This is a genomic window from Microbacterium phoenicis, from assembly GCF_047302325.1.
In the GTDB taxonomy this organism is placed as follows: domain Bacteria; phylum Actinomycetota; class Actinomycetes; order Actinomycetales; family Microbacteriaceae; genus Microbacterium.
Genome location: NZ_CP154849.1, coordinates 1,422,381 through 1,436,064, shown reverse-complemented (window position 1 = coordinate 1,436,064; position 13,684 = coordinate 1,422,381). Strand labels below are relative to the sequence as shown.

General features: G+C 70.5%; 16 protein-coding genes. 6 read left to right on the top strand and 10 right to left on the bottom strand.

Going from position 1 to position 13,684, the window contains the following annotated elements:
• Nucleotides 1-20: 20 nt before the first annotated feature.
• Complete coding sequence (locus tag ABCU91_RS07015) at nucleotides 21-947, top strand: DMT family transporter (RefSeq protein ID WP_413355304.1); 927 nt, start codon at nucleotides 21-23, stop codon at nucleotides 945-947.
• Between the two features lies 1 nt (nucleotide 948).
• On the top strand, nucleotides 949-1,422 hold the full coding sequence (locus tag ABCU91_RS07010) for a GNAT family N-acetyltransferase (RefSeq protein WP_413355303.1): 474 nt from the start codon (nucleotides 949-951) through the stop codon (nucleotides 1,420-1,422).
• A gap of 9 nt (nucleotides 1,423-1,431) precedes the next feature.
• Here ABCU91_RS07010 and ispD read toward each other — a convergent pair whose 3' ends face one another.
• The 3 genes from ispD to ABCU91_RS06995 all read right to left on the bottom strand — a co-directional run bounded on the left by ispD (nucleotide 1,432) and on the right by ABCU91_RS06995 (nucleotide 4,472).
• Nucleotides 1,432-2,622, bottom strand: a complete 1,191-nt coding sequence (gene ispD / locus ABCU91_RS07005) for a 2-C-methyl-D-erythritol 4-phosphate cytidylyltransferase (RefSeq protein ID WP_413355302.1) — start codon at nucleotides 2,620-2,622, stop codon at nucleotides 1,432-1,434.
• Nucleotides 2,619-3,896 carry an acyltransferase family protein gene (locus tag ABCU91_RS07000; protein ID WP_413355301.1) on the bottom strand — a complete coding sequence of 426 codons (1,278 nt, stop codon included), beginning with the start codon at nucleotides 3,894-3,896 and terminating at the stop codon, nucleotides 2,619-2,621. Before ABCU91_RS07000 ends, ispD begins: the two co-directional genes overlap by 4 nt.
• Before the next feature lie 93 nt (nucleotides 3,897-3,989).
• On the bottom strand, nucleotides 3,990-4,472 hold the full coding sequence (locus ABCU91_RS06995; RefSeq protein ID WP_018187148.1) for a CarD family transcriptional regulator: 483 nt from the start codon (nucleotides 4,470-4,472) through the stop codon (nucleotides 3,990-3,992).
• Nucleotides 4,473-4,605: 133 nt separating this feature from the next.
• Between ABCU91_RS06995 and ABCU91_RS06990 the strand changes: the two genes are divergently transcribed.
• A complete protein-coding gene (locus ABCU91_RS06990) occupies nucleotides 4,606-5,091 on the top strand; it encodes a DNA modification methylase (protein WP_133398295.1) in 486 nt (161 codons plus the stop codon).
• 64 nt (nucleotides 5,092-5,155) lie between these two features.
• Here the strand turns inward: ABCU91_RS06990 and ABCU91_RS06985 are convergent, their stop codons facing one another.
• Nucleotides 5,156-5,839, bottom strand: coding sequence for a winged helix-turn-helix domain-containing protein (locus tag ABCU91_RS06985; RefSeq protein ID WP_406922288.1), 684 nt, complete (start codon nucleotides 5,837-5,839; stop codon nucleotides 5,156-5,158).
• Nucleotides 5,836-7,029, bottom strand: coding sequence for a sensor histidine kinase (locus ABCU91_RS06980; RefSeq protein ID WP_406922289.1), 1,194 nt, complete (start codon nucleotides 7,027-7,029; stop codon nucleotides 5,836-5,838). Before ABCU91_RS06980 ends, ABCU91_RS06985 begins: the two co-directional genes overlap by 4 nt.
• Nucleotides 7,030-7,206: 177 nt before the next feature.
• Between ABCU91_RS06980 and phoU the strand changes: the two genes are divergently transcribed.
• Nucleotides 7,207-7,878, top strand: coding sequence for a phosphate signaling complex protein PhoU (gene phoU, locus ABCU91_RS06975; protein WP_091352240.1), 672 nt, complete (start codon nucleotides 7,207-7,209; stop codon nucleotides 7,876-7,878).
• A gap of 79 nt (nucleotides 7,879-7,957) precedes the next feature.
• Here phoU and ABCU91_RS06970 read toward each other — a convergent pair whose 3' ends face one another.
• Complete coding sequence (locus ABCU91_RS06970) at nucleotides 7,958-8,707, bottom strand: phosphoglyceromutase (RefSeq protein ID WP_091352238.1); 750 nt, start codon at nucleotides 8,705-8,707, stop codon at nucleotides 7,958-7,960.
• A 41-nt stretch (nucleotides 8,708-8,748) separates the two neighbouring features.
• Here ABCU91_RS06970 and ABCU91_RS06965 point away from each other — a divergent pair, with 41 nt between their 5' ends.
• Entirely contained in the window at nucleotides 8,749-9,573 is an 825-nt protein-coding gene (locus ABCU91_RS06965) for a class I SAM-dependent methyltransferase (RefSeq protein ID WP_413355300.1), read from the top strand.
• Nucleotides 9,574-9,582: 9 nt separating this feature from the next.
• Here ABCU91_RS06965 and ABCU91_RS06960 read toward each other — a convergent pair whose 3' ends face one another.
• From ABCU91_RS06960 to ABCU91_RS06945, 4 genes are all read right to left on the bottom strand, one after another.
• A complete protein-coding gene (locus ABCU91_RS06960) occupies nucleotides 9,583-10,677 on the bottom strand; it encodes an FUSC family protein (protein WP_413355298.1) in 1,095 nt (364 codons plus the stop codon).
• A gap of 2 nt (nucleotides 10,678-10,679) precedes the next feature.
• Nucleotides 10,680-11,762 carry a YgfZ/GcvT domain-containing protein gene (locus ABCU91_RS06955; protein WP_413355297.1) on the bottom strand — a complete coding sequence of 361 codons (1,083 nt, stop codon included), beginning with the start codon at nucleotides 11,760-11,762 and terminating at the stop codon, nucleotides 10,680-10,682.
• Nucleotides 11,759-12,364: an FABP family protein gene (locus tag ABCU91_RS06950; protein ID WP_413355296.1), complete on the bottom strand. Its 606-nt coding sequence runs from the start codon at nucleotides 12,362-12,364 to the stop codon at nucleotides 11,759-11,761. The genes ABCU91_RS06955 and ABCU91_RS06950 overlap by 4 nt, the downstream gene beginning before the upstream one ends.
• A gap of 171 nt (nucleotides 12,365-12,535) precedes the next feature.
• A complete protein-coding gene (locus ABCU91_RS06945; protein WP_091352225.1) occupies nucleotides 12,536-12,829 on the bottom strand; it encodes a hypothetical protein in 294 nt (97 codons plus the stop codon).
• 110 nt (nucleotides 12,830-12,939) lie between these two features.
• On the opposite strand from ABCU91_RS06945, the gene ABCU91_RS06940 reads away from it, so the two are divergent.
• On the top strand, nucleotides 12,940-13,626 hold the full coding sequence (locus tag ABCU91_RS06940) for a winged helix-turn-helix domain-containing protein (RefSeq protein WP_406922293.1): 687 nt from the start codon (nucleotides 12,940-12,942) through the stop codon (nucleotides 13,624-13,626).
• The last annotated feature ends 58 nt before the right edge of the window (nucleotides 13,627-13,684 follow it).

Genomic DNA, 13,684 nt, shown 5'->3' with positions numbered 1-13,684 from the left:
CGAGGCGATAGAAAGGACGGGTGCTGCACGTGTTCGCCGTCTTGGCCGCCGCCCTCCTGTTCGGGACGACCGGAACGGCCCGGGCACTCGGACCCGACGAGGCGTCGGCCCTCTCGGTCGGCGTAGCACGCTTGCTGGTCGGCGGGACGGCCCTGGCCGCGCTGGCGTTCGGACTGGCCGCAGCGCATCGTCGCCGGGTGCCGGATCGCCCTCGGCCGAAGCCGACCTGGCGTCCGCTCGCCCTCATGGCCGTCACCGGTGTCGCGCTCAGCCTCTACCAGCCGCTGTTCTTCGTCGGCACGCAGACGAACGGTGTCGCGGTGAGCACGGTGATCGCCCTGGGCTCCGCTCCCGTGCTCGCCGGCATCCTGGAATGGATCCTCTCGCGCCGCGTGCCGTCGATGCTGTGGATGGGCGCGACCGCCCTCGCTGCGATCGGCGTGGTCCTGCTGGGGCTCGGGGGCGGAGGCGGCTCGGGCGGCGTCGACGCGCTCGGTCTCGCCGCCGCCGTCGGCGCGGGCGCGTGCTTCGCCGTGATCGCGAATGCGCAGCGCCGTCTCCTCGACGCGGGGTGGGACGCGTTCACCGTCGTGGGCGCCATGGGAGTCGGATCCGCGTTGGTGTGCGCGGCCGTCATCCCGTTCGTGGATCTGTCGTGGACCGTCACCCCGCCTGGCATCGCGATGGCGCTGTGGCTCGGCCTCGCGACGATCGGCGTCGCCTACGCGCTCTTCACGTGGGGGCTGCAGGGACTCACTGCGGCGACCGCCGCGACGCTGACGCTCGCCGAGCCGCTGACCGCGACGGTGCTGGGTGTGACCGCTCTCGGCGAGACACTGTCCCCCCTCGCCGTCGTCGGGCTCGCGGTCCTGGCCGCCGGGCTCGTCACGCTCGCGTGGGGCAGCCGTCGGCCCCGCGACCCTCGACCTTTCGCCGTGGAGGCCTGACATGCCCGTATCCGACGACCTCGACATCCGCGTCGACGATCTGACCGGCGAGTCAACCGTCGCGCTCGTCCGCCAGCACCTCGCGGGGATGCACGAGCTCTCGCCCGCCGACAGCGTGCACGCGCTGGACGTGTCCGCGCTTCGGGATCCCGCCGTGACGGTGTGGTCCGCGTGGCGGCGCGACGAGCTCGCGGGGATCGGCGCACTCGCCCGCCTGAGCGACACGGACGGCGAGCTGAAGTCGATGCGCGTGACCGCCGCCCATCTCGGGACGGGGGTGGGACGCGCGATCCTCCGCCACATCCTCGCCGTCGCCAGGGCGCAGGGCATCAGCCGAGTGTGGCTCGAGACGGGGTCGGATGCCGGGTTCCTCGCCGCCCGGACGCTGTACGCCAGCGAGGGGTTCACCGAGTGCGAACCGTTCGGCTCCTACCGACCGGACCCCGCGTCGACGTTCATGACGCGTCCCCTCTGACCCGCGCGATCAGGCGGGGACGACGACCGCGACCGCGAAGGCCGCCACCCCGTCTCCCGTCCCCGTGAACCCGAGGCCGTCGGTCGTCGTCGCCGACACGGTGACCGGCGCGCCGAGCGCGTCCGACAGCACGCGCTCGGCTTCGACGCGCCGCGCGGCGAAGCGCGGGCGCTTGGCCTGCACCTGAACGCTGACATTGCCGATCACCCAGCCGGCCTCCGCCGCGAGCGCGCGGGTCCGAGCCAGGAACGCCGCCGCATGCGCCCCCGCGTACTCGGGCTGATCCGTACCGAAGTGCGTGCCGATGTCCCCCAGGCCCGCGGCCGCGAGGACCGCGTCCACGATCGCGTGGGCGACGGCATCCCCGTCGGAATGTCCCTTCAGCCCCGATTCCCCGGGCCACTCCAGACCGGCCAGCCAGAGGGTGTCGTCCCCGCCGAAGGCATGTACGTCGGTCCCGATCCCGACGCGCGGGATCACCGGGGCGGGGGCCGGGACGACCGGCGGAACCGGTGCGACGAGTGCGCGGGCGCGCTCGAGGTCTGCCGCCGTCGTGATCTTGAAGGCGAGGTCGTCTCCGGGAACCGTTCGCACGACCGTTCCGGCTGCCTGGAGGAGCGCGGCGTCATCGGTGTGGTCGGTAGCCGCGTCGCGGTACGCCTCGTCGAGCACCGCGCGTCGGAATCCCTGCGGGGTCTGGGCCGCGGCGAGGACCGAGCGGTCGACCGGCTCGACCACCGCGTCGTCCTCGACGCGCTTGAGCGTGTCGACGACGGGGAGGACGGGGATGACGGCATCCGATCCGCCTTCAACGGCGTCGATCACACGCGCGAAGACCTCGGGAGGGGTGAGGGCACGCGCGGCATCGTGGACGAGGACGATCTCGACGTCCGGCCAGACCGCCCCGAGCCCGGCGGCGACCGACGTCTGCCGGGTGGCTCCTCCCGCCACCACGGAGACCAGGTCCCGGCGACCCCCGGCAGCCTCGAGCGCCTCGGTCTCCGCGTCGCCGACCCGGTCGGCCGGCGCGACGACGATCACCTGCGCCTCGGGTGCGGCGAACACCCCGCGGAGGGCGTGGCGCAGGATCGTGTGCGAGTCGATGCCGACGAACGCTTTCGCCGACCCCGTGCCGAGTCGTGTGCCCGAACCTGCCGCGACGACGATGACAGCAACACGCGGAACGGGGATGAGGCTCATGCCTCCGAGCGTACCGAGCCGTCGGCGACCGGGCTGCGGCGCAGCAGAAGGACGGCGACTCCCAGGAGGAGGGCGCCGACCACCGCTATCGGGAGGTCGAGGAACCACTCCATGACGGCGAAGGGCGGTACGAAAGCGCACACCCACGCGACCGCCACGATCCCCGTGGCCGGCGTGCGCCCGAGTGTGCCCAGTGCCTCCCACTTCGCGAGCACCAGCGAGAGAGCGAGCAGCACTCCGAGCACCACGATGAACAGGATCGGACGCGACCACCACCACGCGGGCGAGGCCGGCACCGGTGCGGCGCCGGGGATCAGCAGGCTGACGCCCGTGAGGGCGAGCATGACCGGAAGGTGCCAGAGGTAGATCGTCATGAGGCGCGACCCGAGGACGAAGACCACGCCCTGCATCGCCCGGAGCGCCATGAGGCGCGCGAGCACCGGCTTGAGCAGGCGCAGCAGGCAGGCCTGCGCTATCCCGAGGATGACGAGCGGAACCGTCGGCGGATTGAGGTTGCCGAGCATGCTCGCGGAGTACGGGCCGAGGGCGGTGAGCGGCCAGAGCAGGAGGTAGCACGCCGCCGCGATGGCGACGAGGGAGAGCGGATGCCGTCGGTCGAACCATCCGTCGGCGTACCAGAACCCGAATTGCTGAATGAGCGGCCAGACGAAGAGGAGATTGAGCAGCCCGATCTCCGGGATGCCCGTCGAGAAGCGCACGGCGTCGACGAGGACGACGCCCGCCGCTAGGGCCAGAAGGGTGAGGACGGGGCGGCGGGCATGGCACGCCGCCAGGAGCGGCACCGCTGCCTGACAGAGCAGGTAGGCAGCGAGGAACCAGAGGGGGGATCCGGCACCGATGGCGGCATCGGCCACAAGCTGGTCGGGCAGCCCCGCCGCGGTCGCGACCCCGAGGACGACGGCGAAGAAGATGAACAGTGGCAACGCCGGCTGAGCGAGACGGAGCGTGCGGGTCCGCACGAACCCGGCAGCGTCGCCGCCCTTCGCGGTCCAGGAGCGCCAGCCCGTCGCCGAGGCGAACCCGCCGACGACGAAGAACAGCGGCATGATCTGCCCCACCCAGGTTGCCGCGTTGAACCAAGGCTGCTCTTCGGCGGGACGGGATGCCACGAGCCCGCCGTCGGGGCCGGGACCGATCCCCACCTGCACGAGGTGGACGACGATGACGAAGAGGACGCACACCACGCGGGCGAGGTCGAGCGTGAGATCACGACGCGAGAGGTCGACGGCGGTGGTCACGGAACGGGTGGTCACGGGCACATCATGCCGCACCCCGTCACCGCCGTGCGGCATGTGCTCGGACAACGAAGAACGGCCGGCTGATCAGCCGGCCGTTCTCAGGATGTGTCAGGAAGCGAGGACCTCGTCGAGGACTGCGGATGCCTTCTCCTCGTCGGCCTTCAGCGCCAGCGCGATCTCGGAGATGAGGATCTGCCGGGCCTTGGCCAGCATCCGCTTCTCCCCCGCGGACAAGCCACGGTCCTGGTCGCGACGCCAGAGGTCGCGGACGACCTCGCTGACCTTGATGACATCGCCCGACGCGAGCTTCTCGAGGTTCGCCTTGTAGCGACGCGACCAGTTGGTCGGCTCCTCGGTGAAGGGTGCGCGGAGGACGTCGAAGACCTTCTCGAGCCCGTCCTTGCCGATCACGTCGCGGACGCCCACGAGATCGACGTTGTCCGCAGGGACCTCGATGATGAGATCGCCCTGGGTGACGTTGAGCTTCAGGTATTTCTTCGTCTCGCCCTTGATGACGCGATCCTTGACCTCGATGATGGTCGCAGCGCCATGGTGCGGATAGACGACGGTTTCGCCAACCTCAAAAAGCATGCAGTTGTGTCCTTTCGGCAACCTCCAGAATACCACAGGCGACATACGCTAAGGTTCGCCGCCCACCTGCCCGATGCCCCTCCCACGACCCCATAGGATGAGAGGGTCGCCGTTCGTGTCATCTGGAGGATCCGTGAAATCGCGTCTCATCGCGTCCCTGGCCCTGGGCGCCGCAGTCGTTCTGGGCACCACCGGCTGCAACATGCTGGCCCCACAGGCGACGACCATCCAGTACTCCGCGTCAGACGGCGTCAACATTCCCGATTCCGGGCCCCTTAAGGTGCGGAACGCCCTGATCATCGCCGACGAGGAGGGCACGCTGGGCAATCTCGTCGCCTCGATCGTGAACTCCACCGATGACGCCCTCGCCCTGAACGTCTCGATCGAAGGCCAGCCGCAGAGCGTCGAGATCGCCGCGAACTCCTCCGTCACCCTCGGCGTCGACATGGCGCCGATGACCTTCGACAACGTCGGCAAGCCCGGCGCGAACGTCGAGGTCTCATTCCAGTCCGGTGAAGGCGAAGGTGTCCGCGTCTTCGTCCCCATCCTCGACGGCACGCTGCCCTACTACACGCAGTTCGTGCCGACCCCCGCCGCGACGGCGACGCCCGCCGGCTGATCTCACGCTGCACGACGAGGGCCCCCACCGACTCGGTGGGGGCCTTCGTCGTATGGCGGCGTCGTCAGGCTTCGAAGCGATAGCCGAGCCCGCGCACCGTGAGCAGCATGCTCGGGTCGCTGGGGCTCTTCTCGATGCGGGAGCGGATGCGCTTGATGTGGACGTCGAGGGTCTTCGTGTCTCCGAAGTAGTCGCTCCCCCAGACGCGGTCGATGAGCTGACCGCGGGTCAGGACGCGACCGGCGTTGCGCATGAGGAGCTCCAGGAGCTCGAACTCCTTGAGCGGCATCGAGATCTCGGTGCCTTCGACCGAGACCGTGTGGCGGTCGATGTCGAGGGTGACGCGCCCGCCTTCGATGACGCGGTCGTCGACGTCGAGCTCGTCGTTCTCGCTGCGGCGGAGGACCGCGCGCATGCGTGCGAGCAGTTCCCGGGACGAGTACGGCTTGGTGATGTAGTCGTCCGCGCCGAGTTCGAGTCCCACGACGATGTCGACTTCGCTGTCCTTGGCCGTCAGCATGATGATGGGCACCTTCGAGGTGGACCGGATGACGCGGCACACCTCGGTCCCCGGCATCCCGGGCAGCATGAGGTCGAGCAGGACGATGTCGGCGCCACGCGAGGTGAACGAGTCGAGGGCGATGCCACCGTCTTCGGCGATCTCGACCTCGAATCCCTCTCTGCGCAGGAGGTAGGCGAGCGGGTCGGCGAGATCGGGTTCGTCTTCGACGATCAGGACGCGGGTCATGGTGTCTTCCTTTTGGCGGGCGCCTTCGCGCCGATCTTCTTGGGCTTCTTCTTGCGAGTGGGGGTGTCGCGATCCGCCTCGGCGACGAGCGGAAGCCGGATCGTGAACGTCGACCCGCGACCGGGACGCGACCACAGCTCGACCGACCCGCCGTGCCGCTGCACCGCGTGCTTCACGATCGCGAGACCGAGGCCGGTTCCGCCGGTGCGGCGAGAGCGCGCTTGATCGGCGCGGTAGAACCGTTCGAAGACGCGCTGCTGATCGTCCTCGGGGATGCCGATGCCGTGGTCGGCGACGGCGATCTCGACGGCGCCGTCGGCTTCGCGGACGCCGATCCCCACCTGCGCTCCGGCGGGTGAGTAGGCGATCGCGTTGGCGAGCAGGTTGCTGACGGCCTCGGTGAGGATCTGCGGGTCGCCTCGCACGAAGAGACCCTTCTCCCCTCCCCTGGCGACACTGATCTCGGCCGACTCCGCGGCGATGGCCTGGGATTCGATGGCCGACCGGACCACCTCGTCGACCGCCACGTCGCGCATCTCCGCGATCTCATCCGCGGACTGCAGGCGCGAGAGGTTCATGATGCGGGAGGTCAGCTGCCCGAGGCGGGTCGCCTCACCGCTGAGCCGCCGCACGAAGTGGCGCACCTGATCGGGATCGTCGGCGGCGGACTCGATCGCCTCGGCGAGCAGTGTGACCGCGCCGACGGGCGTCTTGAGCTCGTGGGAGGTGTTCGAGACGAAGTCGCGGCGCATCTGCTCGACGCGCTCGCGCTCGGTGATGTCGCGGATGACGATCAGCGTGAGCCGCGGCGTGATGACGCTGGCCCGTGCGGCGACGACGCGCGGTTCGACACCGCGATTGAGCGTCATGTTCTCGGTCGCGGGGAGTCCCGTCTGGCGAGCGTTGCGCACGAGGTGCCGGAGGCGATCGGCGTCGAGGGTCTCGTTGACGGTGAGCGAGAACACCTCTGCCGTGGCGGATGCCGCGAGCACGAGCATGGACGGATCGACCACGACGGCGGCGTCGTCCATCGCCTGGAGGACGGAGGCGGTGCCCTCGGGCATGTCCAGCGATGTCACCAGCCGGGTGCGCGCGCGCTCCTGCATCGCGTAGACCACGAGTCCGACCGCGCCGGCGCCCACGAAGAGCCCCACGACGAGCGCCAGCAGCTCGAGCTGCGTCGAATCCATGACCCCAGCGTAAGGTGGTCGCACCCCCGCAATCGGACGGAAATCGGCCCGTGCGTCGCGCACCGTCGACTGTTCACCGTGTCGGCACCGACCGTTAACCTGAGCGCGGGAGGATCGCCGAGGTCTCTGCGCGACAGGTCGCGCCCCTCACCCGCCCGCACGAAGAGAAGGTGCTCCATGCGCGAAGTTTTCCACCAGTCCCTCGAGGACGTGCAGACCCGTCTCGTCGAGATCTCCGACCTCGTGACGGTCGCGATCGAGCGGGCGACCCGCGCGTTCGCGACGAGCGACGTCGCCCTCGCCGAGGACGTCATCGACAACGACAAGGTCATCGACGACAAGGCCATCGAGCTCGACGAACTGGCCATCGAGATCCTCGCCCGTCAGCAGCCGGTCGCCCGTGACCTGCGCATCGTCGTCGCAGCGCTGCGTGTGAGCGCCTCGCTCGAGCGGATGGGTGACATCGCCGAGCACATCGCCCAGCTGACGCGCATGCGCTTCCCCGAGCGCGCCGTCCCGAAGGGCCTCAAGAACACCTTCACCAAGATGGGCGAGATCGACACCGAGGTGGCCCGCACCCTCGCCGACCTCCTGCGCACCGAGGACCTGTCGCTCGTGAGCCGTCTGCACGAGCTGGACGACGAGCTCGACGCGCTCCACCTCGCGGTCTTCGAGAAGGTGCTCAGCGACAACTGGCAGGGCGAAGCGTCGGCGACCGTCGACGCGACGCTCGCCTCCCGCTACCACGAGCGCTTCGGCGACCACGCGCTCTCCGTCGCGAAGAAGGTCTCGTACCTGGCCACGGGCACGTGGTCGGCCGACCCCGAGGGCGTCGACGCCGAGGTCTGATCCCGGCTCGGGCGCGCCCGGACGACGAAGAGCGGATGCCGCGAGGCATCCGCTCTTCGTGTTCCCGGTGGCGTGCCGGTTACTTCTTGCCCTGCGAGGCGACCGCGGCGGCGCCTGCGGCGGCGGCTTCGGGGTCGAGGTACTCGCCCGGCTCGAGAGGCTCGAGGTTCTCGTCGAGGCGGTACACGAGCGGGATGCCGGTGGGGATGTTCAGCTCGGCGATGTCGTCGTCGCTGATGCCGTCGAGGTGCTTCACGAGTGCGCGGAGGGAGTTGCCGTGCGCGGTGACCAGAACGGTCTTGCCGGTCTTGAGGTCGGGGACGATCTCGTTCTCCCAGTACGGGAGCAGGCGGTCGATGACGATCTTGAGCGACTCGGTGCGGGGCACGTCGCCGTCGATGTCGGCGTAGCGCACGTCGCCGACCTGCGTGTAGGGGTCGTCGTCGGAGATGTCCGGCGGCGGAACGTCGAACGACCGGCGCCAGAGCATGAACTGCTCCTCGCCGAACTCGTCGAGGGTCTGCGCCTTGTCCTTGCCCTGCAGGGCGCCGTAGTGGCGCTCGTTCAGACGCCACGAACGCTTGACGGGCACCCAGAGGCGGTCGGCTGCGTCGAGTGCGATGTTCGCGGTCTGGATGGCGCGCGACAGCAGCGACGTGTGGAGGATGTCGGGGAGCAGACCCGATTCCTTCAGCAGCTCGCCGCCGCGCTGGGCCTCCGCCTTGCCCTGATCGGTGAGGCGGACATCCACCCAGCCGGTGAACTGGTTGGACTTGTTCCACTCGCTCTGACCGTGCCGAAGGAGGATCAACGTGTAGGGGGCTGTCATGCCCGCAATCCTACCGGCGCGCCGGATGGGATCATGGGGTCATGACGCGTTCCGATCCGGTCGTGGGGCAGGTGACCCGGGGGACGACGAACACCAACCGGCTGCGCCGTGTGGACCGCTGGATCGCTCGGCATCCGATCCTGCGACGGACCGCGGACCCGCTCGTGGTCGACCTGGGATACGGGGCCAGCGGCGTCACGGCGTTCGAGCTCGAAGCGAGGCTCCGCCGCGCTCGCTCCGACGTCGAGGTGCTGGGGCTGGAGATCGACCCGGCACGCGTCGCTCGGGCGCGCGAACAACTCGCTCGGGTGCGCACGGGTGAGGCGAGCTTCGCCCGGGATGCCCGGGTCTCCTTCGCGCGCGGCGGGTTCGAGATACCTGTGCCGGGCGGTCGACGTCCGGCCGTCATCCGCGCGTTCAACGTGCTGCGGCAGTACGACGAGCACGAGGTCGCCGACGCATGGGCGCGGATGGCGTCGCGCCTGCGCCCCGACGGCATGCTCGTCGAGGGGACGTGCGATGAGCTCGGTCGGATCTCGACCTGGATCGAGGTGGGGCCGGATGCCGCTCCTCGCAGCCTGACCATCTCGTTGCGGCTCGCGGAGCTCGACTCCCCCGCGGTCGCGGCGGAGCGCTTGCCGAAGGCGCTCATCCACCGGAATGTGCCGGGGGAACGCGTGCACGACGTGATCGAGGCGCTAGACCGGGAGTGGACGCGCGCAGTCGCGGCGTCAGCGTTCGGGCCCGTGCAGCGGTGGCGCGCCGCACTCGACGCGCTCGTCGCCGCCGGATGGCCGATCGGCGGTCGCGCGCGATGGCGGCTCGGAGAGCTGACCCTACCCTGGGACGCCGTCGCGCCGCGGTGAAGGACGAGGTCAGACCCGCGGCAACCGGGCCCGGGCGTCCGCCGGGCTGAGGCCCGTCGCGCACAGCAGGTCGGTCGCCAGCGGGCGGAGGGCCGTGATGAGCGTCTGGTCACCCAGCGAGCCATCGGGCACGAGCGCGATCGGATCGAGCCGCGCGGCGACGGCGGTGAGCACCTCGCGCGCAGCCGGCTCGTAGGTGATGTCGGTGAGGGACTGCTGCACGAGGTCGGCGCCGCGGATCAGCTCGACCAGCAAGTCGGCGGCAACGTCGCGCTCGCGGCCGTCGTCGACGAGGTAGGCGGCGCGTCGCGCGACGACGCGGAGGTTGCGCACCGCGAGGTCCATGCTCGCCCGCATCCGTTCGTACCGTTCCAGCTCGAACCGTTGCCGCCGAAGGAACGGCGAGATGCGGGCGATCGCGGCACCGGATTCGACCGAGGTCTTCCAGTCGTCCACGAGGCTCTGCAGCTCGCGCGCTTTTTCGAGGCCGCGTTCCGTGCGCACCCGGCTGCCGCGGCGCAACCCCTGCGCGACGGTGCCGGCGGCGCCCTGGAACGCGGTGAACAGGCGCCCGGCATCGGTCAGCGCGGTCCGCAGCGGACTGCGCGGGATGAGGGCGGTCACCAGCAGCGCCATCGCGCCGCCGATCAGAGCGTCGAGCAGGCGCAGGAAGGGCACCTGCGCCGGCACGACGACGACGATGATCGACTGGATCGCGGCGGCGATCGCGAACCCCGCCTGCGGCGACACGAAGCGGGCGATCGACAGACTCACGCCGAGGGTGAGGGCGAGCTGCCACCAGCCGTTGCCGGCGAGGAACACAACGAGCTCGGCGACGAACACGCCGAGCGTCATTCCGATGACCGTCTCGAGGACGCGCCACGGTCGTGCGTCGCGGACGAGTCCGAGGCTCGAGATCGTGACGGTCGCCGCGATCAGCGGGGCGGGATGCCCGAGGCCGTAGTGCGCGATCGAGAACGCCGTGCTGGCTGCGACGACCAGCTGCAGGATCGCGACGGCGGATCCCTTCAGCCGGGCCCACCCCTCCCGCGGGTACCGGCGGGCGGTGGGCACCGGAGCCGTCGCCGTCGGTTCCCCCGTCATCGTCAGCGGCGCTGGGACAGGCGCGGCAGGCGCGGGACGGATGCCGCGCGCCCCGCATCCGGCGGCACGACGACCTCTTGCGCCGCGGCGATCTCGCCGTCAGGAACCTCGACCGTCAGCGCAGCGTCGACGGGCACGGACCGCTTCACGATGGCGAGGGCGATGGGGCCCTCCTCGTGGTGACGAGCGACGGAGGTGACGGCTCCGACATCGGCTCCGTCGAGCCGGACCGCTGCGCCGGGTGCCGGGAGTTCGGCATCCGATCCGTCCAGTTGGAGCGACACGAGTCGCCGCGGCGGGTGGCCGAGGTTGTGGACCTTGGCGACGGTCTCCTGTCCGCGATAGCACCCCTTGTCGAGGTGGACCGCGGTGCGCAGCCAGTCGACCTCGTGCGGCAGGGTGCGTCCGTCGGCCTCGCTCGCGGCGCGGGGGCGCCAGGCAGCGACGCGCAGCGCGTCGGCGGCGAGGTACCCGGCGAGGCGCCTCTCACCGCGGACCGCGGCGGCGGCCAGGTCGTCGAGGACCGTGCGCGGCACGACGGCCTCCGCCCAGTCGAGGTCCGCCCCCGGGTGCGGGTCGACGGCGGCGTATCCCCAGCCGCCGATGCCGACGTTCGGCCACGGATCGCGCCAGACGACCTCGGCACCGAGCGCATCGACGGCCGCGTTCGTGCCGGCGACGACGGCGAACGCCTCGGATGCGTTCTGCGGGTCGACGCGCAGACGGAAGCGCATGCGGGTCAGCCACGTGAGGAGCCCATCGGCCCGGTCCCGGTCGACGATGAGCCACGTGCACTCCCCGTCGTCGACGACGGATGCCGCATGCTCCACGTGCCCTTGCGGATCGAGCACCAGCAGTTCGGTGCCGACGCCCGGAGCGAGCGCGGTGAGCGCCTGGGACGTGATCGAGTCCAGCCACGAGAGCCGGTCCTCGCCCGCGACCGTGAGGACGGTGCGATCGGCCAACGGCGCGACCGCGGAGCCCGCGGCGAGGTCACGCTGCTCGCGGACGGGGTTGCCGAGGTGCGCGAGACCGCGCTCGTCGACGACGGCGCCGGGGACCCCCGCGAAGGCGTCGGCGGTCACTGGACCCTCGCCAGCCGCGCTGATGCGTGCGACGACAGTGCGGTGCCGAGGGCCGCGATGTCCCAGGCCCAGAGCAGGTGACCGTCGACGAGGCCGTACATCCGGGTGGCGGACGAGTAGTCCTTCGCGCCGGCGGGACGCACGATCGCATCGGTTGCGATGTCGATGCGCGGGCCGCGGACCTGCCCGAGGTAGAGCTCGCTGATGCCGTCGGAGTGAACGAGCGCCACTTCGATCTCGAACCCGCCGCCGTCGGCGCGGAGCGCCTCGACGTCGTCCACGGTCCGGGCCGCGTCACGGGGGGCGAGGGCGGGAAGGAGCGCCGGCCCCGCGTCCTGCTCCGTCGCGGGTCGGGACAGTCGCCAGTACCCCGTCTCGGCGACGAGGTCGTGGCGGGTGCCGTCGGCATCCTCGAACCAGGCGGTCGCCGCGTAGTTGAGCGCGTCCCCGCCGTCGTGGCTGAAGCTCACGCGGTGGGAGAACTCGCCTGACATGGTCCGACCCTGCGCGTCGTATTCGAGGACGCCGGTGCCTTCCCAGACCCCGATGAGCCAGGAGAGCGGGACCAGATCAGCCGGAAGGTCGGTCGGCAGATCGATCACGGTGTCAGCGCTGACCGCGGTAGAGGTTCCACACCACGACGCCGGACACGAACGCGATCGCGAGCGATGCGAGGCCGAGCAGCCCGACGAAGAAGAGTTCGAGTGCGACGAGATCCATGCGGTCCACTTTAGCCGCCGCGGACGCGGGTGCGGTCGACGGATGCCGCCGGCTCAGAAGCCGGCGAGGAGCTCGGCGAGCGCGAAGCCGGCCCCGAGCAGACCCATGACGGCCAAGGCGCCGAGGACGCTCGCCGCGATGCGGACGATGAAGCCCTGCGACCGGCCCGAGGCGAGCTGGACCGCGAAGGCGACGAAGAAGCAGAGGCCGAAGCCGACGAGCAGCCACGCGCCGCGCCAGTCCGGTTCGACGAAGACGCCGACGGCGAGCGCGACGAGGGCGGCGACGACCCAGACCGCGATGACACCGGCGATCCGACGACGGGGCAGGATCTCGGGCGCGGTCATGATCCCATTGTTGCGCACAGCCCGGGCGGGTGCACCGGCGGCGACACGGCGCGTGCTGGGGGTACCCCTAAGATGAAACGCGTTTCCGAGTCTGCACCGGAGGGCCCTCCTTGGCACAGCTGCTCGTCCTGAGCTCCGCCGCCGGCGGCGACTCCGTCCTGCCCGCCCTCGAGCTCCTCAGCCACCGCGTCCGGCAGATCCCCGCCGAAGCCGCGCAGCTGGTGAACGCCCCGAATGCGGACGTCGTCTTCGTGGATGCGCGCAAGGACCTCGTCGGAGCGAAGTCCCTCTGCAAGATCCTCACGACGACGGGGCTCGACTCTCCGCTCGTCCTCGTCGTCACCGAGGGCGGCCTCACCGCCGTCTCACCCGACTGGGGCATCGACGACGTCATCCTCGTCACCGCCGGTCCCGCCGAGGTCGACGCCCGCATCCGCCTCGCCGTCGGTCGCGTCTCGAAGGAGCAGGTGTCGACGCGCATCCAGACCTCGGGCATCAGCATCGACGAGTCGTCCTACTCGGCGAAGGTGCACGGGAGGCCGCTCGACCTCACCTACAAGGAGTTCCAGCTCCTGCACTTCTTCGCGACGCATCCGTCCCGGGTCTTCACCCGCGAGCAGTTGCTCAGCGAGGTCTGGGGATACGACTACTTCGGCGGCACCCGGACCGTCGACGTCCACGTCCGACGCCTGCGCGCCAAGCTCGGCGACCTCGAGCAGCTCATCGGCACCGTCCGCAATGTGGGCTATCGCTTCAACGTGTACGAGGACGACCAGCTCCCCGGCTCGCCGGCCTGAGGCCGACACAGCGGCATCCGTCCGTCGTGTTCACGCATGGGACACGTCGCCCTGCAAT